An 18,141-nucleotide genomic window follows, 5' to 3' on the forward strand; every position below is an offset into this window, starting at 1 on the left:
ATCATTATGAGTAGTAACGATATTACGAAGCTGACAGTACCCGATAACTTTGGAGATAGCCATGACAGTGATGTATGGAGTATCTTCAAAATTATGGGAGAATTCGTGGAAGGGTATGACAAGCTGTTTAAAATAGGTCCTTGCGTTTCGGTGTTTGGGTCAGCGCGTACTAAAGAGGGAAATCCTTACTATGAGATGGCACGCCAAACGGCGAAAAAGATTACGGAACAGGGGTTTGGTGTTATTACGGGTGGGGGACCCGGTATTATGGAAGCGGCCAACAAAGGAGCACAAGAAGGAGGCGGTAAATCAGTAGGCCTGGGTATTTCACTGCCTCACGAGCAGGGGGTTAACAGTTTTGTTGATCAAGAATACATTATTGATTTCCATTACTTTTTTGCCCGAAAAGTGATGTTTGTGAAATATGCGCAGGGCTTTGTGGTGTTTCCCGGGGGATTTGGTACTTTAGATGAGTTTTTTGAGGCTTTAACGTTGATTCAAACTCGTAAGGTCAATGCTTTTCCTATTGTATTAATCGGATCCGAATATTGGGAGGGCTTAATTGACTGGATTACCAATACGATGGTTTCTAATGGGACTATTGCTGAGGAGGATGTCGATCTTTTCCACTTAACGGATGATGAGGATGAAGCTGTAGAGATTATTTGTGATTTTTATCAGAAACATACACTAAGTCCCAATTTTTAGGAGTTTATATTTAGAAAAAAAATGCTTATAAAACGAAACAAATTTAGGTTTTTGCAATACATAACCCATAATTAATGATTGTGGTGGTTTATTGCATTCATCACAGTAAACAATAAAATACGCATGAATTAGTTTTACTTTTGTAAAATTCGTTTTATACATTTGCGTATTTGAAAACTTAATCCCAAAAAGAACGAACAAATGAAATTGTTTAAATCAGGTATATCGATATTACTTCTTGGCTTATTTATGTTAGGATTAGGCCAAACGGCAGACGCGCAGGATCGCAGAGAGGCTGTTCAAACATATAACAATGCTCGAGAATTAGTGAATTCTGGTGAATATGAGCAGGCCATTGTGCAGTTCCAAAATGCTATAGAAGTGGCGAAGCAAATTGGTACAGAGGGGCAAGACATTGTGGAGCGAGCAGAGAAGAAATTACCGGAAGTATATCGTCAAATTGCTCTTGATAAGTATCGTACGTTTAAAAATGACCAAACGATTTCTAACCTTGATGCTACGATTGATGCCTTTGATGAGACCAAGGATGTAGCAGAAGAGTATGATAATTCTCCAATTGCAGATCAGGCTGATGGCGTTATTAATCAGTTGTTGTATAGCAAGTCTATTGTTCAGTACAAGCAGCAAAACTTCAAAGATGCACTTGCTACGCTTGATCAACTTATAGAGCGAGATCCAAATTATGCTAAGGCATACTATCAAAAAGGTATTGTACTCAAGAAAATTGAGGGCACCGAATTAGAGCGGTCTATGGAGCTTTTTGATAAAGCTATTGAGGTTGGGCAAAAAACTAATGACTCACAGATTGTATCCCGAGCAACAACAGCAGCTCATGATGAGCTTGTTTATCGCGGTGCTTCTGCAACTGAAGATAAAAACTATTCTCGTGCTAAAGAATTGTTAAATCGTGCCTTAGAGTATAATTCTAACTCAGCTGATGCACATTATCGTTTGGCTGAAGCGTATAATAAAACCCAGGATTGGCAACAGGCCGTAGATCATTCTAAAGAAGCGCTTGGCTTTGAAACTGGTGGACGTACTGATAAAGCTAAGATTTATTTTGAGCTTGCAACGGCTTATCAAGGATTAGGACAAAAAGAAAATGCATGCGGTGCTTTTGGTAATGCTGCTTATGGTTCATTCAAATCCCCAGCTGAGCACCAAATGGAATATGAACTTGAATGTGAAAGTGCTACTGACTAATTAAGTTTTCAATAATTTACTAACCTTCAAAAGGCCTCCCAGCGGAGGCCTTTTTTATTTAAAGGATCTTCTCTTTTAAGTAAGCTATGCATTGACTATTTTCAGCATCTAATTTTTGCCTTCAAACAAAACCATACTTTATTAATGAGCTCAAAAAAATCCTCACTTGACGAGCTATGTGTAAACACGATTAGAACACTCTCGATTGATGCCGTGCAAGCAGCAGAATCAGGCCATCCGGGTATGCCCATGGGGATGGCTGATGCAGCCTATGTACTGTGGACAAAGTTTTTAAAGCATGATCCTGCTAATCCACGTTGGTATAATCGCGATCGGTTTATTCTTTCGGCGGGACATGGTTCTATGTTATTATATAGTTTATTGCATTTAACAGGTTACGATCTTTCCCTTCAAGAACTTAAAGACTTTCGTCAGTGGGGAAGTTTAACGCCTGGTCACCCAGAATATGGACTTACACCTGGTGTAGAAACAACAACTGGCCCGCTTGGGCAGGGGTTTGCTACCGGTGTTGGAATGGCTATGGCTGAACGACACCTGGCCGCGAAATATAATAAAGATGGATTCCCTATCACCGACCATTATACCTACGGTATCGTAAGTGATGGAGATTTAATGGAAGGTATTTCGCAAGAAGCTGCTTCGTTGGCAGGCCATCTCGAACTCGGAAAGCTCATTTATTTGTATGATGATAATGAGATTTCCATAGACGGAAGCACTGATCTTGCCTTCACCGAAGATGTTGAACAACGTTTTGATGCTGCCAAATGGCATACTATCAAGATTGATGGTCACAATCACGCAGAAATTACTCGTGCCACTGAAGAAGCCCAACAAGAAACAGAACGACCATCATTGATCATATGCCGTACTCATATTGGATATGGTAGTCCCAATAAGCAAGATAGTGCAGCGTCTCATGGGGCACCGTTGGGCGAAGATGAAGTGCGTAAAACAAAAGAAAATCTAAATTGGGTTTCGGAAGAGAAGTTTCATATTCCCGATAAAGCGTTATCACATTTCCGTACTGCTATTGAAGATGGAGCAGAAGCATATCAACAATGGCAAGACCTCTTGGCATCTTATGAAGAAGAGTATCCCGACAATGCTAATGGTTTGAGAGATGCGATCAATCGGGAACTACCAGATAATTTTGAGGAATTCTTGCCGGAATTTGAGGCTGATGAAAAGGGAATGGCAACAAGGGCTTCGTCAGGAAAAGTATTACAAACACTTACCGAAAATGTACCTCAATTGGTAGGTGGCTCTGCTGATTTAACCGGAAGTAATAAAACCTGGATTGATGATGCGGGTATCTTTTCTGCATCTGATTACAGTGGTCGAAATATCCACTTTGGTGTGCGTGAGCATGCTATGGGAGCCGCATTAAACGGGATGGCACTTCACGAGGGGATCATACCTTATGGTGGTACCTTCCTTATATTTTCCGATTATTGTCGTCCGGCTATTCGAATCGCTGCGTTATCACATATTCCTTCAATATTTGTAATGACGCATGATAGTATTGGGTTGGGCGAAGATGGTCCTACCCATCAACCGATCGAACATTTGGCTTCGCTGCGCGCTATGCCGTATACGTTGGTACTTCGTCCCGCTGATGCGAATGAGGTAGCTTGGTGCTGGAAATCTGCGTTGACATATACCGAGGGTCCATCGGTGATGGTGTTAACGCGTCAAAATGTGCCGACTTTCGAACGTACTGAAGCTAATAAGTCACAAAATGTTACCAGGGGTGGATATATCCTTGCCAATTCTGAGAAAGATCAGCCCGATGCGATTCTTATGGGCAGTGGATCTGAGGTGTATCGGGCCATGGAAGCAAAAGAAAAACTTGCTGAAAAGGATATCGATGTGCGTGTGGTGAGTATGCCTGCTTGGGAGCTGTTTCGCAAGCAAGACGAAGACTATCGTCAGTCAGTGCTGCCTGATGAAGTAACTGCGCGCGTTTCAATTGAAGCGGCGGCTACTTTTGGATGGAAAGAGTGGGTTGGTACCAAAGGGACTGCTATGGGGGTTGATCGCTTTGGAGCATCAGCACCTTATGAAGATATCTTTGAAAACTTTGGATTAACCAGCGATGATATGGTAGAGGAAGTCATCAAGTTGGTTGAGTAACCTTCTAAAATAATTACCTAAGTATAAGGCGGATCTCATTATTGGGATTCGCCTTTTTTATTTTCGTTCAATGTGATGCACGCACGTAAAAGTGACATCATCTACAGGTTCTTCACTGCCAATAAAATTTTCAAGTGACGATTGTATCTTGTGAATGATAGATTTAGCATGAAGCGAGCCATAAACACTTATAAGACCATCCAATCGTTCATCACCATATTCTTCCCCCCATTCGTTGCGCGATTCAGTGAGTCCATCAGTATAAAAGATGATGCTGTCGTTGGGTTTAAAATGAAATTTCTTTTCCTGCAGGTGTTGCTCCATATTTTGGGAGGTCGTCATCCCAAGGGCAAAACCATCCGAGCGTAAATCGAAGGTCGCATCGCGTTCGTTACTAAATAGTATAGGGGCATTATGCCCGGCGCGGGCAAAGATAAAGTGGTCTTCTCCTTTTGGGAAAAAGGCGGCACAGGCTGTTACAAAGGTTTTATCCTTAATATCAGATTTAACATAGTTGTTCAGTTCCAAAAATAGCTCTTTAGGGGAGGGGGAACTTTTTTCTATAATTAGATGGACTAATGCTTGCATTCGTACCATATACAAGGCAGCGGAAAGTCCTTTGCCCGAAACATCCGCAATGACAATATAGGTTCCTTCATCACTCTCGATAACATCCACATAATCGCCGCCAACTTCTTTGGCCGTATTGGCAAAAGAGGCAATTTCAAGGTTATCACGGTAGTGTTCAGTGTTGGGCAGCAGGCTAAGCTGAATTTCTCGTGCGAGGTCGATTTCTCGTTTCACATCCGATTTTTCAAGGAGCTCAACAAGCAGTAGCACAGCCATTGTGAGAAAGGCAAAGGGGAGCAAAAAGTCATAAAAAATGATAATTCCCGTAAGTTGTAAAAACCCGAATAGATAATGAGCTATAAACGAGATAACGGATAACCCGAAGACCAATCGACGGGTTGGGTTGAGCCGCTGCGTAAGAGCTGAAAACAGGCGCATAATTTTTAGATGACCGGGAATCGTCTTATCCTCAGATTTTTGCACATCTTCGCCAACGGCTTCGGCGTAGAGCTGTTTTAGCCGATCAGTATCTTTGTAAAACTCTTTACCCATCCGTTCCCGGGTCATACCGGATACGTATTCCTTGTAAAAGCTTTTGGTATTCTGGAATGCTGACTGTGCTTCGTTTTTTAAACCCATGAAAAAGTCTGGTCGATTATTTATATGAAGTTGTTATTCGAAAACGAGGCGAAAAAGTTTTACCTTTTACCGGTTAAATTAATGATCAAATAGAAAGAATTTTAACGTTCTAAGAAAAAATGTAAAGCATGTCGAAAAGCCTCCTGTTTTTATTGGATGGTATGGCGTTGGCCTATCGTTCGCACTTCGCTTTTATCAGCAGTAATTTAAAGAATTCTGAGGGTATTCCCACCGGACCTATTTTGGGTTTTGCCAACACGCTTGAAAAGTTGTTGGAAGAACATAAGCCCACACACATTGCTGTTGCCTGGGATACGCAGGCACCCACATTTCGTCACGAAATGGATGAGGATTACAAGGCGAATCGACCACCTCAGCCCGAAGAACTTACCATTGGTATTCCGCTGATTAAGGAAATGATTGAGGGCTACGGTATCGAAAATATTGAACAGGATGGGTACGAGGCTGATGATATTATTGGCACCGTTGCAGATCGAGCGAATGCCGAAGATGTGGAGGTATTTTTGGTGACTCCGGATAAAGATTTTATGCAGTTGGTTCACGACCATATCACCATGTACAAACCGGATAACCAAAATGGTGGCTTTAACCTGATTGATCGAGAAGGGGTAAAAGATTATTTCGGCGTATATCCTGAAAAGGTGGTTGATGTACTTGCCATATTGGGGGATAAATCAGACAATATTCCCGGGGTCAAGGGGATTGGGAAAAAGGGTGCTCCTAAGCTTATTAATAAATATGGGACATTAGAAGCAGCTATTGAGGATGCGCCCAACATGAGTTCTAAGCGTCATCGCGAGGGCTTGCAAGAATATAAGGAAGAGGCTTTGCATGCGAAGGAGATGGTTAAAATTAAAACAGATGTTCCTGATACGATCGATTGGGAAGATTTGGATTGGCACGGTGCTGATGATGAAAAGTTAGGGGCTTTTTTTAAGCGTATGGAATTCCGCACCCTTACCGAAAAGTATTTGGGGGAAAAGATTCAGCGCTCTATTGATAAGAAATCTGATCCTGCAGACGAAAATCAGCAGGATCTATTTATTGCTGAAGATGAAACAGAAGAAGAATCCCCGTTGGAAAGTTACGATGAAGATATCGTGACCTATGAACTGGTGGATACCGAGCAAAAACTTAAAGAGCTGGTCAAAAAACTTGAAGGGGAAAAAGTATTTTGTTTTGATACGGAGACGGATGGGGTTGATCCTATGAAAAATAAACTGGTGGGATTATCAATCTCGGCAACACCGGGTGTGGCGTATTATATTCCCATCAACGGAGAGCAGGGATTTGAGGAGCAAGAAGCCTTGGATATTTTGAGCCCGCTTTTTACCAATCCGCAAACGACAAAAGTGGCCCACAACTTTAAGTTCGATTATATGATGTTGCGCAGGGCAGGCCTGGAGGTGAAGGGCGAAGCATTTGATACAATGATTGCTGCCTATCTGCTTGATGCAGATCAAAAGCTAAAGATGGATACGTTGGCGGAGACCTATCTGAATTATCAGCCTATCCCTATTACAGATCTGATTGGCAGTGGACGGAAACAAAAGTCGATGGACGAGTTTGAGCCTGAAGAGGTGCGTATTTATGCCTGTGAGGATGCAGATATTACCTTGAGGCTTTACGAAATACTTCGTGATAAGCTGGAAGGCGATGAGCTTACTGATATTGCCGAACAGCTCGAGTTTCCATTGATGGAGGTTTTAGCAAAGATGGAGATGAATGGGATTCTGTTAGACCAAGCAATGCTTGAAGAATTGTCACAGGATTTACGTGATGAAATAATAGAACTTGAGCAAGAAATTTATGAGAAGGCGGGCACAGAGTTCAATATCAATTCTCCTAAACAGTTGGGCGAAGTAATGTTTGATAAGATGGGCTTGCCGGCTGGAAAAAAGACCAAAACCGGGCAATATTCTACGGCGGAGTCGGTCCTCAAGAAGTTGGCAAAAGATTACGAAATGCCGGATTTGATATTGGAGTACCGAGGCCTGAGTAAGTTGAAGTCTACGTATGTAGATGCTCTGCCAAAGCTTATTAATGAAGAGACTGGACGCATTCATACCGATTTTAATCAGCATATTGCAGCTACGGGACGTCTTTCTTCGTCGAATCCCAATTTGCAAAATATTCCCATCCGTACGGAACGGGGACGCGAAATTCGCAAGGCTTTTGTTGCTGATGATGGTTTTCAGTTACTTTCAGCTGATTATTCTCAGGTTGAGCTTCGGGTAATTGCCTCGATGTCTGGTGATGAAAATATGATTGAGGCCTTCCAAAATGACGAAGATATACACTCCCGGACAGCAAAAGAAATTTTTGATTTGGATTCAATTGATGACGTGACGTCTGATCATCGACGTAAGGCCAAAGAGGTAAACTTTGGAATTCCCTATGGTGTAAGTGCTTATGGTTTAGCCAATAGACTGGGAATTAGTAATGATGAAGGGAAAGAGATGATTGATCAATATTTTGAACGTTTTCCTGGAATTCAGGAATACATCAACGAAACTAAAGCTTTTGCCAAGGAGTATGGATACGTCAAAACGCTGATGGGGCGGCGGCGTTATATTTCGGATATTAATGCCAGTAATTGGAATCGACGTTCATTTGCAGAACGCACGGCTATCAATATGCCCATACAAGGGACTGCAGCGGATATCATTAAGCAGGCGATGATTGACATCCAGCATTATCTTGAAGAGGAGCAGCTAAGGACGCGTATGCTTCTGCAGGTTCATGATGAACTTATTTTTGAGGTTCCTGAAGAAGAGGTTGATATGATCCCCGAAAATCTAAAAGGGTTAATGGAGAATGCCTACGAGCTGGACTGTCCGCTAAAAGTAGATATGGGCTTGGCCGATAATTGGTTGAAAGCTCACTAATTTTCAGTGACAACGAAATTTTTTGTGGCAAGCACATTACCATTTGCTCCTACGACCATAACACGCCAAGGCCCGGTCCAACTTTCAAGGATGGTTTTAGAACTCCATGTCCGCCAGTTATCGGAGGCAACAGTGAGGTCGATCCGCGCCTTTTCCTCATCCTTATAGTACCACTCGTGGGTAATTTGTGTGGTATCAGTGATGCCGTCGATGCGGGTAAAACAGTATACAGTGCCTACTGTTGATGCAAATGTCGAATCGATACCAACGGGGCCTCTGTTTTCGATGGCGGTAGCGAAATCAAGCTGAGAAACGGTAATTTCTTGTGCTTGAACGTTCACCGCGGATAGGATGATTATTACACAGAATGCTATTATTGACGTTTTCATAAGCCACCTATGCTCTGTTTTATTTATGTAACCATGTTAACGTAGTTTCAATTTTATTCCCTTAATTTAAATCGTGGCAAGTGAAGATTCCACTGAATTGCTGCTAATCGTAATCCGATTACAACTAACATACCTAAGATAATTGTAAGTGTAGAATCTAATCTTGGAACCTGTAACAATAGATAGATAGTTGCACCGACCAGGGCGGCAGTGGCATAGATATCCCGACGAAGGATAAGCGGTATTTCACCGCTTAAAATATCACGAATCAGTCCGCCGACTGTTCCCGTAATGGCGGCCATAATGACGATAATTACGCCATTTGATACAACTTCTTGTGTTATTTGAGCTCCAAGGATGGTAAACACTGCCAAGCCTAAAGCATCCGCCAATAGTAATGCTTTTTCCGGAGGATTCTGGTATTGGGTATACCAAATGGTTAGGAGGGCAGCTACTAAGATGACCAACAGGTAAATGGGATCAGCAATCCAGAAAATAGGATGGCGGTCGAGAAGCAGGTCCCGAGTGGTACCTCCGCCAACAGCTGTGACTACGGCAATGATGACTACGCCTAACAGATCAAGGCTTTTGCGTCCAGCGGTAAGAGCCCCCGATATTGCAAAGACGGCTACCCCAAAAAGATCCAGCAGGTAAAGTATATCAACAGATTCTAACATGTGTTTAGATATTGGAAATAAAAAAGGGGAGCTCATATGAACTCCCCTAAACCATTACGTTTGAAGTGAGGATTATCTAAAACTAATGCCAACGCCCAGATTATAACTTGAGTAATTAGATAAGGTATATGATCCTGAGATATGGAAGATGGCTGCACGGAACCGAAAACCAGCCAGGGCTCGGAATCCATTATCTCCATCGATAGATACGTCAATAGGTTCGTCGACAGCGTCAACGATTAGTGGTTCATTATTTTGGGGATCACTCTCATAATCTTCGTTGGGAATGACTGTAGGGTAGGAGCCTGCCGTTTTTACATTGAACGAAGATGCCTCGTAGCCTACTCCGGCATAAACAGAAATAATGGGTAGGCTTTTACCAACCAGTGCATTAATTGTCCAGGCATCAGTATTAAGCGCGACTGCCTGACCATCCCATTGTGAAGCATTGTAAGGATTTTCGGTTCTGCTGGGTTCTTCGATTACATCTTCAGCCGACAGGTCCAAGTCGGAACCCACTTCCATATCGGTATAACCAAACATCACAGAGAGGTTAACCGGTAGCATCTTTCCACCGGGTAACCATTGATTAATGCCGTGTTTTGCTCCAACACCAAACAGATTAAAAGAGCCAAAATCACCAATTTCAGTTTCCGGGGTGTAACGCACCATCAGCTCCGTATCTTTAATCAGCCCAACACCGGCTTTTATCATGGGAGCAGGCACATATCCAAAACCGGAGCCTTCAGGCATGTTGAATTCCAGTATCTTCTCGCGATTATTATTAATTTCTTCATAGTAAGCAAGAGAAGCACCTGTTTCATCGACACCATTAATAGTTGGAGAAACAGGATCGCTACCTTCAAGCTCTAATTTTTTGAGCCCTAAATCATTTACATTAAACGATTTGGCAGCGTCTGGTACAATAGCTAATCCAGAACTTACAGTAAGATCAAACCCAAATTTGCTGTGTGGGCTGGCGGTATTAGTCCAGCCGGTATTGAGTGATGCCCCAAATCCTGATCCAAAAGGTTCAAGATAGGCGCGTGCCAATGTATTGGCATCCTCTCTTCCTGATTGTAAAATATCACCAATATCTCCTACCTGAGCCTGTGCCGGCATCGAGGTAAGAGCAAAAAGTCCACTTAAAAAGACAATAGTGAGTAAACGGTATCTTAATTTCATATCCCTAACATTGATTTGCGGTTAATAGCCATCCAAGACTATTGCAATACTAAAAAATTTGAAGGTAACTCTCTAATTATTAATTACTCGTCCAATGATTCGAGAATATTCAGGTAGGAGTCATACCGGTCAGGATCTACTTTTCCTTCTTGAAACGCCTCAATGACGCCGCATCCGGGTTCGTGGGCATGTGTACAGTTATTAAATTTACAATTTCGGCGGGGCTCCAACATCTCTGGAAAGAAAAGAGAAAGTTCCCACGGTTCAATATTTACCAACCCAAACTCTTTAATGCCGGGGGTATCCACAATATAGCCGCCTGTTTGCAGGGGAAGAAGTTTGGCAAAAGTTGTGGTATGCTTTCCCTTTTCATTGAAATCAGATACAACCCCAACTTTACGATCGATATTGGGGTCGATGTGATTTAAAATACTGGTTTTTCCTACACCCGAAGGGCCAATTAACACCGAGGTGCTATTGTTCAATCGTTTTTTGAGTTCATCTAAAGAAGAATCGGTTTTAATGCTGGTTTGTAGAACAGGATAACCGATGGATTCATAGAGATCCGTCAGCGAATTTACATAAGTGTTGGCATGCTCGTCAGCCAAATCCATTTTGTTAAAAATGATAGTAGCCGGAATTTGATAGGCTTCACATGTAACCAGAAATCGATCTATAAACCCTTGTTTAATATTAGGTCTCCTGACTGATTGAACCACATAGGCACAATCAATATTTGAGGCCAATATTTGATGTTCTTCTTGATGATGAGTGGACTGCCGGATTAAATAATTTTCACGATCTTTAATTTCCTCAATACTCCCTGAGCCATCATCATTCATTTCGAAATCCACATAATCACCAACAGCAATAGGATTGGTAAGAGCATGATCTTTCAGCCGAAACCGCCCGGGCAACCGACAGTTGATCGTTTGCATTCCGTCCTCTTCATTATAGGCGACCTTGTACCAATGGCCGGTGGATTCTACAACGCGTCCTTTTTGGGGCAATGCTATATGATTGAGTTATTATTGATGAATAGAAAATAAAAAAGTCGCCCCGATTAATCGAGACGACTTTTCAATTTCAATAATGGATAATTATTCCATCACAATGGTTTCTTCAGTAGAGTCCGCAGATTCTGAGTTTTCCCCCGTCTTCTTTTTGTAGGACTCACTAACTTTAAATCGTTCTTGAGGATCTTTTACAGGATCGTCCTCAAGAACAATATCAAGCAGGGGATCCATGCGTTCAAGATACTCTACCTCGAGATCTCCAAGTACATCTTCCTCAATTTCAGCCACATCTTTTTCGTTCTTCTGCGGAAGCAGAACCTTTTCAATACCGGCTCGTTTGGCGGCCAGTACTTTTTCTTTGATTCCACCCACTGGAAGAACAAGTCCACGGAGTGTGATTTCACCGGTCATAGCCAGCGTTCCTTTCACTTTACGCTGGGTAAATATGGATGCTACGGCCGAAAATATAGATACCCCGGCTGAGGGTCCATCTTTTGGAACAGCACCTTTAGGCACGTGAATATGGAGATCCCAGTATTTAAATGCTTCTTCGGGGATATTCAACTCATCGGAGTGCGCCTTAAGGTACGACATTGCCAGCATGGCCGATTCTTTCATCACATCGCCCAGCTGACCGGTTATATGGAGTTTACCACTTCCCTTGGATACACTGGCCTCAATAAAGAGAATATCACCTCCATAAGGCGTCCAGGCCAAACCGGTAGCAACACCAGGAACTTTAGTTCGTTCTGCTACTTCCGAGAAGTATTTACGTTTGCCTAAAAAGTCCTCCAGATCATCGGCATCCACCGTATGGGGACCCTCTTCACCTTTGGCAATTTTGGCAGCTACTCCTCGACAGACTGATCCAATTTCACGTTCCAGGGAGCGTACACCCGATTCTCGTGTGTATTGTTCAATAATTTTTTCAATGGCCTCATCAGTAATGGTAATCTGATCTTCATTGAGTCCATTCTCTTCAATCTGTTTATCCATCAGATGCTTCTTCGCAATTTGAGTCTTCTCTTCAAGCGTATATCCACTGATGTTGATAATTTCCATACGATCACGCAGTGGAGCAGGAATCGTATCGAGGGAGTTCGCTGTAGCAATGAAGAGAACGTTAGAAAGATCGTACTCCAACTCGAGATAATTGTCGGCAAAACTGTCGTTTTGTTCCGGATCAAGAACTTCAAGCAGGGCAGAGGTGGGATCACCACGATAATCAGATCCTACCTTGTCAATTTCATCCAGCATCATTACCGGGTTGCTGGTTTCTGCTTTTTTCATCGCGCGAATAATGCGTCCCGGCAGGGCACCGATATATGTACGGCGATGACCGCGGATTTCAGCTTCATCGTGGATGCCGCCCAAACTAAAACGTTCAAATTTACGATTTAGCGCACGAGCAATAGATTTACCGAGCGAGGTTTTACCAACGCCGGGAGGGCCATAGAAACAAAGGATAGGCGCTTTCATATCCTTTTTGAGTTTCAATACTGCCAAGTATTCGATAATACGCTTCTTGACCTTGTCTAACCCGTAGTGGTCATCGTCCAATACGTCTTGGGCATTTTCCAGATCTAAATTATCATCAGAGTATTTATCCCACGGGAGATCTAAAATCCATTCGATATAGTTGTGGATGACGCCGTAATTGGGCGAAGAATTAGGCGTTCTGTCAAGCCGGGTGAGTTCTTTATCTACCGTTTCTTGTGCTTCTTCAGGCAGATTTTTTTCCTTCGCACGCTTGCGTAGCGATTCTATTTCTTGATGTTCACCATCTTCCCCAAGTGCTTCCTGTATGGCTTTCATCTGTTGTCGCAGGTAAAAGTCACGTTGTTGTTCGTCGATATCCGACTTCACTTTTGTACGGATTTCCTCACTTAAATTCAGAACCTGCAGTTCTTTATTGAGGAATTCCATCACACGTTCCATGCGCTGAGAAAACTTCCGTATTTCCAGAACCTCCTGCTTATCAGAGGTGGAAACGTTTAGGTTCGAGGAAATAAAATTCAACAGAAAGTTTGGGCTGCTGATATTGTTGATAGCAACAGAGGCCTCTGAAGGGATGTTAGGCGACAGATTTACAATTTTTGTTGCCGTCTCTTTTACCGATCGTATTGAAGCATCCAGCTCAACACCTTCAATATCCATCTCTTGGCGATAGGTATCAACATTGGCCTTGAAGTAGGGATCTTTCTGGAGAAATTCTTCAACTTTGAAAGTGGTTTTTCCCTGAATGACAATACTTTTGCTGCCATCCGGCATTTTGATCAGCTTCAGAATTTGGGCAACGGTTCCAACCTCATAAAGATCCTCTTTATCGGGATCTTCGTCGTCTTCGTTTTTTTGGCTAACTACCCCAATTGTTTTATCTGATTCGTAGGCCTCCTTTACGAGTTTAAGTGATCGATCTCGTCCTACGGTAATAGGCACTACAACACCAGGGAAGAGCACAGTATTTTTCAAAGGCAAAATAGGGAGCTCATCGGGTACCTCAGACTGTGTTAGCTCCTTTTCCTCCTCCTCAGACATCAGGGGAATAGCCTGTTCAAAATCGTCAAACTGATCTTGAATATCCTCAAAATTGGCTATGTTTTCGAAGATGTTCTTCATAAATAAATAATTTAGGTAGATATTTTTTTAGTTGTTGATTTAAAGGTGTTGCAAATAAAGAGCCAACTTTTAATGAACTACCAATTAGTCAGGATTTATGGCAAAATAGCAACATGAGCTCTGTATTAGAAATGAGCTTGACAGCTTGGCAGAAAAGCATGTATCACAAGTGGAATTGGAGTCCTGCGAAGGCCCCGCCAACCACTTCAGTTGTAAAGGTATGAGAGCGAAATATAATTTGTGTACCCACATTGAAATCCCAATAACGGGATTCATACCCAGTACCAAATCCTACATATGTTGGTACGCCTGCTGCCAGCCGGGTACCTACGCGTAGTGGTATTCTGTGGATTGGTCGTGCTTCAAGCCCTAAATGCATGGTCAGTTTTGTATTTGTGAAGCTACTATTATTCAACCCGATTGTTAAATCTCCCATAAATTTTAGCCGATTAAGATCTAACATAATACCGCTATTGAGTGTGGCCGGGGTAGGGGCGGAAAAGCTGTTATCATTTGGGTTTTGATTATGGCTAAAGGGATTGGTGATTTCCGAAGCGTCATCAAAATATGTGAGGTACTGTCCGCCCGAACCAATAAACATTTCATTTCGGGGAGGTTCTGTGCCAATTTGTACCGTGTCTTGTGAAGCCGTTATATCTATGGGCTGCTGGGTATAACGAATGATCCCAATATCATTAAAAGAGACCGAGATACGAAGAGATTTTTGGACTACTGATTTTTCAAGATCATCCTCAAGGAGATTCAAGTCGCTGCCAATGGGAATAAGGTACGTCAGTCCAAAATCAATAGCAGCACCATAGCCGGTGGGATCAAAATTAATTTTTTTGTTTAAATTGTTATTTATAGCAGCTCGACTATTACCCGAAGATAAATAGTCAATGGTCATGTTGGAATACTCACCGGTAGCTCGGTAGGAAAAATCGGAAACGTATCGGCCGGGATCATTTTCATCCGTTCGCTGTTGTTGACCAGTATAGGTAGCGTTAAAATGGGGACCAGCAATAATAAATTTTGGAGAAAATCCTACATAAAGTTTGTTTAAACGGGGAAAGAGTCCTTCTAAAAACGAAAATTCACGAGCGTATCCCAGTGCTATTTCCAAATTTTGATTGATATGCTGATTTAAGGTAAAATCGCGAATTTGTTGATCTCCCCGATCTACAAACTCTGTGGAATACCAACCTCTGCCCACTTCAATTCGGGATGAATAACGGGCCCGGGCTGCTATTGAAAAAGTTTCATTCCTTTTTTGCCAAGAAAGGGCTCCCAACAAAACATCAGATCGGCTCTGGTGTTCAGATACCAGTCGACGACGAGGGTAATTTTCATCTATAATGGTCAGTCGCTGATCGGGTGTAATTTGAACAGCATCAGCCGAATAGGGGAAATAGCTATCGGTAAAACTGTTGAATTGGTCGTCTGCTACATTGGATGAAAGAACAGGAGAGTACAATATACCGCCATGACCGACATTAATATGAATTGTTCCATACCGATCATTAATAGCAAGGTTAGCAGGATTCCAGAATATGGCTTCATTTCCTGAGAGATAAGCCGTACCGCCCCCACCCAGCGCTGTATTTTGAGCCCCAAGCACGGGTTGCGCGCTAAGGGGAGATGTAAATCCAAATAGCAACGCCAAAGCTGCAATAATTGCTACCAAAGCAAATCGAAATTGCAAAGCGTTAGATTGTGATTTTTTCATTTGCTGATCCTATAAGCCGGCGTTAAATAATATTAGCCGATAACCTGCATTTTAGCTGCCCGAAGCATCAATGTTTTTCGTCCGCGTTCCTTAAAAAATACAACAACTTTTGTTCGTTCGCCCTGGCCACTTCTGCTGATAATCTTTCCCTGTCCAAATACATTATGCACCACTTTTGCCCCAACTTGAAACGGATCTTCATCGGGATTATCGTAGTGAATCTGGGTATTTGATGAACGATTGTTTTTATTGTACAGCGGTTTTTTCCAGTCGTATTCTACTTGCGTGCCGTTATTATTAGATTTATCGCTTTTTTTATTGTCCGAAAACCGGTTTTTATTTTGATCAATAGAAGCCCCAGTCTCGGTCCGTACTACATCAGAACTTACCTCATCCAAAAACCGCGATCGTGTTTTACGTTGTTCCTCACCATATTTGTAACGACTGCGACAATGACTAAAAAACAGCTCTTGTTCAGCGCGAGTGATAGCTACATAAAATAAGCGCCGTTCTTCCTCAATATTGACATCTTCATTATTACGGCTACCTACGGGAAAGAGTTCTTCTTCCAATCCCACGATAAACACTACGGGAAATTCGAGTCCTTTGGCTGCGTGCACCGTCATCATAGTAACGGCAGGCTTGTCCTCATCGTATTTGTCGGTGTCCGTAATCAGGCTAATTTCTTGAAGGAAAGAGGAGAGGGTAGGATTGTTATTATTTTTCTCAAAGTAGGAGATCGCGTTTTGAAGTTCCAGGATATTTTCGCGGCGTGTCATCGACTTCGGAGAATTTTCTTCCACCAACGACTTCATGTAGCCAGATTCATCCAACAGTTGCTTGGTAACTTCTGTCAAACTTGTTCCATTGTTAAGCTGCTGTTTCAATCCATTGATCATGCGCACAAAATCTTTAACGCTGTTTTCAGCCGGTTTATACAGGTCAGCCGCTTCCACATTTTCAAGGATACGCCACAGAGATTGCCCGGTTTCGCGGGTACGCTGCATCAAATCGGAGAGCGATTTTTGTCCAATGCCCCGCGATGGCTCGTTGATAATACGCATTAGGTTGGTATCATCATCGGGATTGACCAACAGTGTTAGGTATGCCAGCACATCTTTAATTTCTTTACGCTGATAGAAGGAAAGTCCACCTACCAGTTGATAGGTTACTCCTTTGCGACGAAAGGTTTCCTCAAAAACGCGACTCTGATAATTTGTACGATACAGAATGGCAAAATCGCTGTAATCATAACCCTTGCGCATCTTTAAATCCTGGATATAATTGGCTACGCGATTGGCCTCGTCACGCTCGTCATAATTGTCGAGCACGGTAATCGTATCCCCCATATCATTGTCGGTCCAAAGCGTCTTATCCAACTGCTCACTATTCTTTTTGATGATGGAATCAGCAGCTTTCAAAATGGCTTTAGTTGAGCGATAATTTTGCTCCAGTGGAATTTCGACAGCATCTTCGTAATCGCTTTTAAAATCCAGGATATTTTGAATATCAGCCCCGCGAAACGAGTAGATAGACTGTGCATCATCGCCAACGACACAAAGATTTTCGTATTTGTCAGCCAGCATGTTTGTTACTGTATACTGGGCATGATTGGTATCCTGGTACTCATCAATCATAATATATTTGAAACGATCCTGGTATTTTTCCAAGACGTCCTCATGTTCACTAAACAGCTCAATAGGTTTGATGAGCAAGTCATCAAAATCCATGGCATTATTGTGCTTTAACCGCTCTACATAAATTTTGTAGATGCGGGCCGTAATATCATCGAGTGTACTATGGACAAACTTTTGGTTGTAATGGTCGGGATTGATAAGCTCGTTTTTAGCATCACTGATTCGTCGCTGCAGAATACGTGGCTTAATTTCTTTAGGATCGTAGTTATTCTCCCGCAGAATCTGCTTAATTGCATTCTTCGAATCTTCGGTATCATAGATGGAATAGTCGGAATTAAATCCGATTTTTTCAGCTTCAAACCGAAGAATTTTTGAAAAAACGGAGTGAAATGTTCCCATCCACAGACGTTTAGCTTCGTCGCCGATGAGCTGCCCGATACGTTGCTGCATCTCTTTGGCCGCCTTGTTGGTAAAAGTAAGCGCCAAAATTTCATTGGGCGCTGCCATATTTTGGTGAATAAGGTACGCAATGCGATAAGTAAGCACGCGTGTTTTTCCACTGCCGGCCCCGGCCACAATCAAAAGGGGGCCCTCACCGTGACGTACAGCACGCTTCTGCTGTTCATTTAAATCATGTATAAAATCCGGCTCCTTCGGCATAAATAAATCTATGTTTTGTAGAACGCTG

General features: G+C 42.5%; 12 protein-coding genes. 4 read left to right on the forward strand and 8 right to left on the reverse strand.

The window, feature by feature from the left end; all coding sequences use genetic code 11:
- Positions 1-6 precede the first annotated feature (6 nt).
- The 3 genes from AAFH98_RS10050 to tkt all read left to right on the forward strand — a co-directional run bounded on the left by AAFH98_RS10050 (position 7) and on the right by tkt (position 4,086).
- A complete protein-coding gene (locus AAFH98_RS10050) occupies positions 7-708 on the forward strand; it encodes an LOG family protein (protein WP_342522575.1) in 702 nt (233 codons plus the stop codon).
- 201 nt (positions 709-909) lie between these two features.
- Positions 910-1,932, forward strand: coding sequence for a tetratricopeptide repeat protein (locus AAFH98_RS10055; RefSeq protein WP_342522576.1), 1,023 nt, complete (start codon positions 910-912; stop codon positions 1,930-1,932).
- Positions 1,933-2,076: 144 nt separating this feature from the next.
- A complete protein-coding gene (gene tkt / locus AAFH98_RS10060; protein ID WP_342522577.1) occupies positions 2,077-4,086 on the forward strand; it encodes a transketolase in 2,010 nt (669 codons plus the stop codon).
- A 57-nt stretch (positions 4,087-4,143) separates the two neighbouring features.
- Here the strand turns inward: tkt and AAFH98_RS10065 are convergent, their stop codons facing one another.
- Entirely contained in the window at positions 4,144-5,295 is a 1,152-nt protein-coding gene (locus AAFH98_RS10065; protein WP_342522578.1) for a PP2C family protein-serine/threonine phosphatase, read from the reverse strand.
- 128 nt (positions 5,296-5,423) lie between these two features.
- Here AAFH98_RS10065 and polA point away from each other — a divergent pair, with 128 nt between their 5' ends.
- The gene (gene polA / locus AAFH98_RS10070; RefSeq protein ID WP_342522579.1) at positions 5,424-8,204 is read left to right on the forward strand and encodes a DNA polymerase I; all 2,781 of its coding nucleotides are present in this window, start codon (positions 5,424-5,426) and stop codon (positions 8,202-8,204) included.
- Here the strand turns inward: polA and AAFH98_RS10075 are convergent.
- The 7 genes from AAFH98_RS10075 to AAFH98_RS10105 form a co-directional block, all read right to left on the reverse strand.
- Positions 8,201-8,593: a DUF2914 domain-containing protein gene (locus AAFH98_RS10075; protein ID WP_342522580.1), complete on the reverse strand. Its 393-nt coding sequence runs from the start codon at positions 8,591-8,593 to the stop codon at positions 8,201-8,203. The two genes, polA and AAFH98_RS10075, sit on opposite strands and share 4 nt — an antisense overlap.
- Positions 8,594-8,646: 53 nt before the next feature.
- Positions 8,647-9,270, reverse strand: a complete 624-nt coding sequence (locus AAFH98_RS10080; RefSeq protein WP_342522581.1) for a trimeric intracellular cation channel family protein — start codon at positions 9,268-9,270, stop codon at positions 8,647-8,649.
- Positions 9,271-9,342: 72 nt separating this feature from the next.
- The gene (locus AAFH98_RS10085) at positions 9,343-10,455 is read right to left on the reverse strand and encodes a DUF6588 family protein (protein ID WP_342522582.1); all 1,113 of its coding nucleotides are present in this window, start codon (positions 10,453-10,455) and stop codon (positions 9,343-9,345) included.
- Positions 10,456-10,538: 83 nt separating this feature from the next.
- Complete coding sequence (gene rsgA, locus AAFH98_RS10090; protein ID WP_342522583.1) at positions 10,539-11,465, reverse strand: ribosome small subunit-dependent GTPase A; 927 nt, start codon at positions 11,463-11,465, stop codon at positions 10,539-10,541.
- Positions 11,466-11,555: 90 nt separating this feature from the next.
- Positions 11,556-14,090 carry an endopeptidase La gene (gene lon / locus AAFH98_RS10095; RefSeq protein ID WP_342522584.1) on the reverse strand — a complete coding sequence of 845 codons (2,535 nt, stop codon included), beginning with the start codon at positions 14,088-14,090 and terminating at the stop codon, positions 11,556-11,558.
- A gap of 163 nt (positions 14,091-14,253) precedes the next feature.
- Positions 14,254-15,816 carry a DUF5723 family protein gene (locus tag AAFH98_RS10100; RefSeq protein ID WP_342522585.1) on the reverse strand — a complete coding sequence of 521 codons (1,563 nt, stop codon included), beginning with the start codon at positions 15,814-15,816 and terminating at the stop codon, positions 14,254-14,256.
- 32 nt (positions 15,817-15,848) lie between these two features.
- On the reverse strand, positions 15,849-18,113 hold the full coding sequence (locus tag AAFH98_RS10105) for an ATP-dependent helicase (RefSeq protein ID WP_342522586.1): 2,265 nt from the start codon (positions 18,111-18,113) through the stop codon (positions 15,849-15,851).
- Positions 18,114-18,141 lie beyond the last annotated feature (28 nt).

Source organism: Fodinibius sp. Rm-B-1B1-1 (assembly GCF_038594945.1).
Taxonomy (GTDB): Bacteria; Bacteroidota; Rhodothermia; order Balneolales; family Balneolaceae; genus Fodinibius; species Fodinibius alkaliphilus.

Coding starts and splice junctions, on each gene's coding strand:
- AAFH98_RS10050 (WP_342522575.1), top strand. CDS start 7: ATGAGTAGTAACGATATTACGAAGCTGACAGTACCCGATAACTTTGGA.
- polA (WP_342522579.1), top strand. CDS start 5,424: ATGTCGAAAAGCCTCCTGTTTTTATTGGATGGTATGGCGTTGGCCTAT.
- AAFH98_RS10080 (WP_342522581.1), bottom strand. CDS start 9,270: ATGTTAGAATCTGTTGATATACTTTACCTGCTGGATCTTTTTGGGGTA.
- AAFH98_RS10100 (WP_342522585.1), bottom strand. CDS start 15,816: ATGAAAAAATCACAATCTAACGCTTTGCAATTTCGATTTGCTTTGGTA.
- AAFH98_RS10085 (WP_342522582.1), bottom strand. CDS start 10,455: ATGAAATTAAGATACCGTTTACTCACTATTGTCTTTTTAAGTGGACTT.
- lon (WP_342522584.1), bottom strand. CDS start 14,090: ATGAAGAACATCTTCGAAAACATAGCCAATTTTGAGGATATTCAAGAT.
- AAFH98_RS10105 (WP_342522586.1), bottom strand. CDS start 18,113: ATGCCGAAGGAGCCGGATTTTATACATGATTTAAATGAACAGCAGAAG.
- tkt (WP_342522577.1), top strand. CDS start 2,077: ATGAGCTCAAAAAAATCCTCACTTGACGAGCTATGTGTAAACACGATT.
- AAFH98_RS10075 (WP_342522580.1), bottom strand. CDS start 8,593: ATGAAAACGTCAATAATAGCATTCTGTGTAATAATCATCCTATCCGCG.
- AAFH98_RS10065 (WP_342522578.1), bottom strand. CDS start 5,295: ATGGGTTTAAAAAACGAAGCACAGTCAGCATTCCAGAATACCAAAAGC.
- AAFH98_RS10055 (WP_342522576.1), top strand. CDS start 910: ATGAAATTGTTTAAATCAGGTATATCGATATTACTTCTTGGCTTATTT.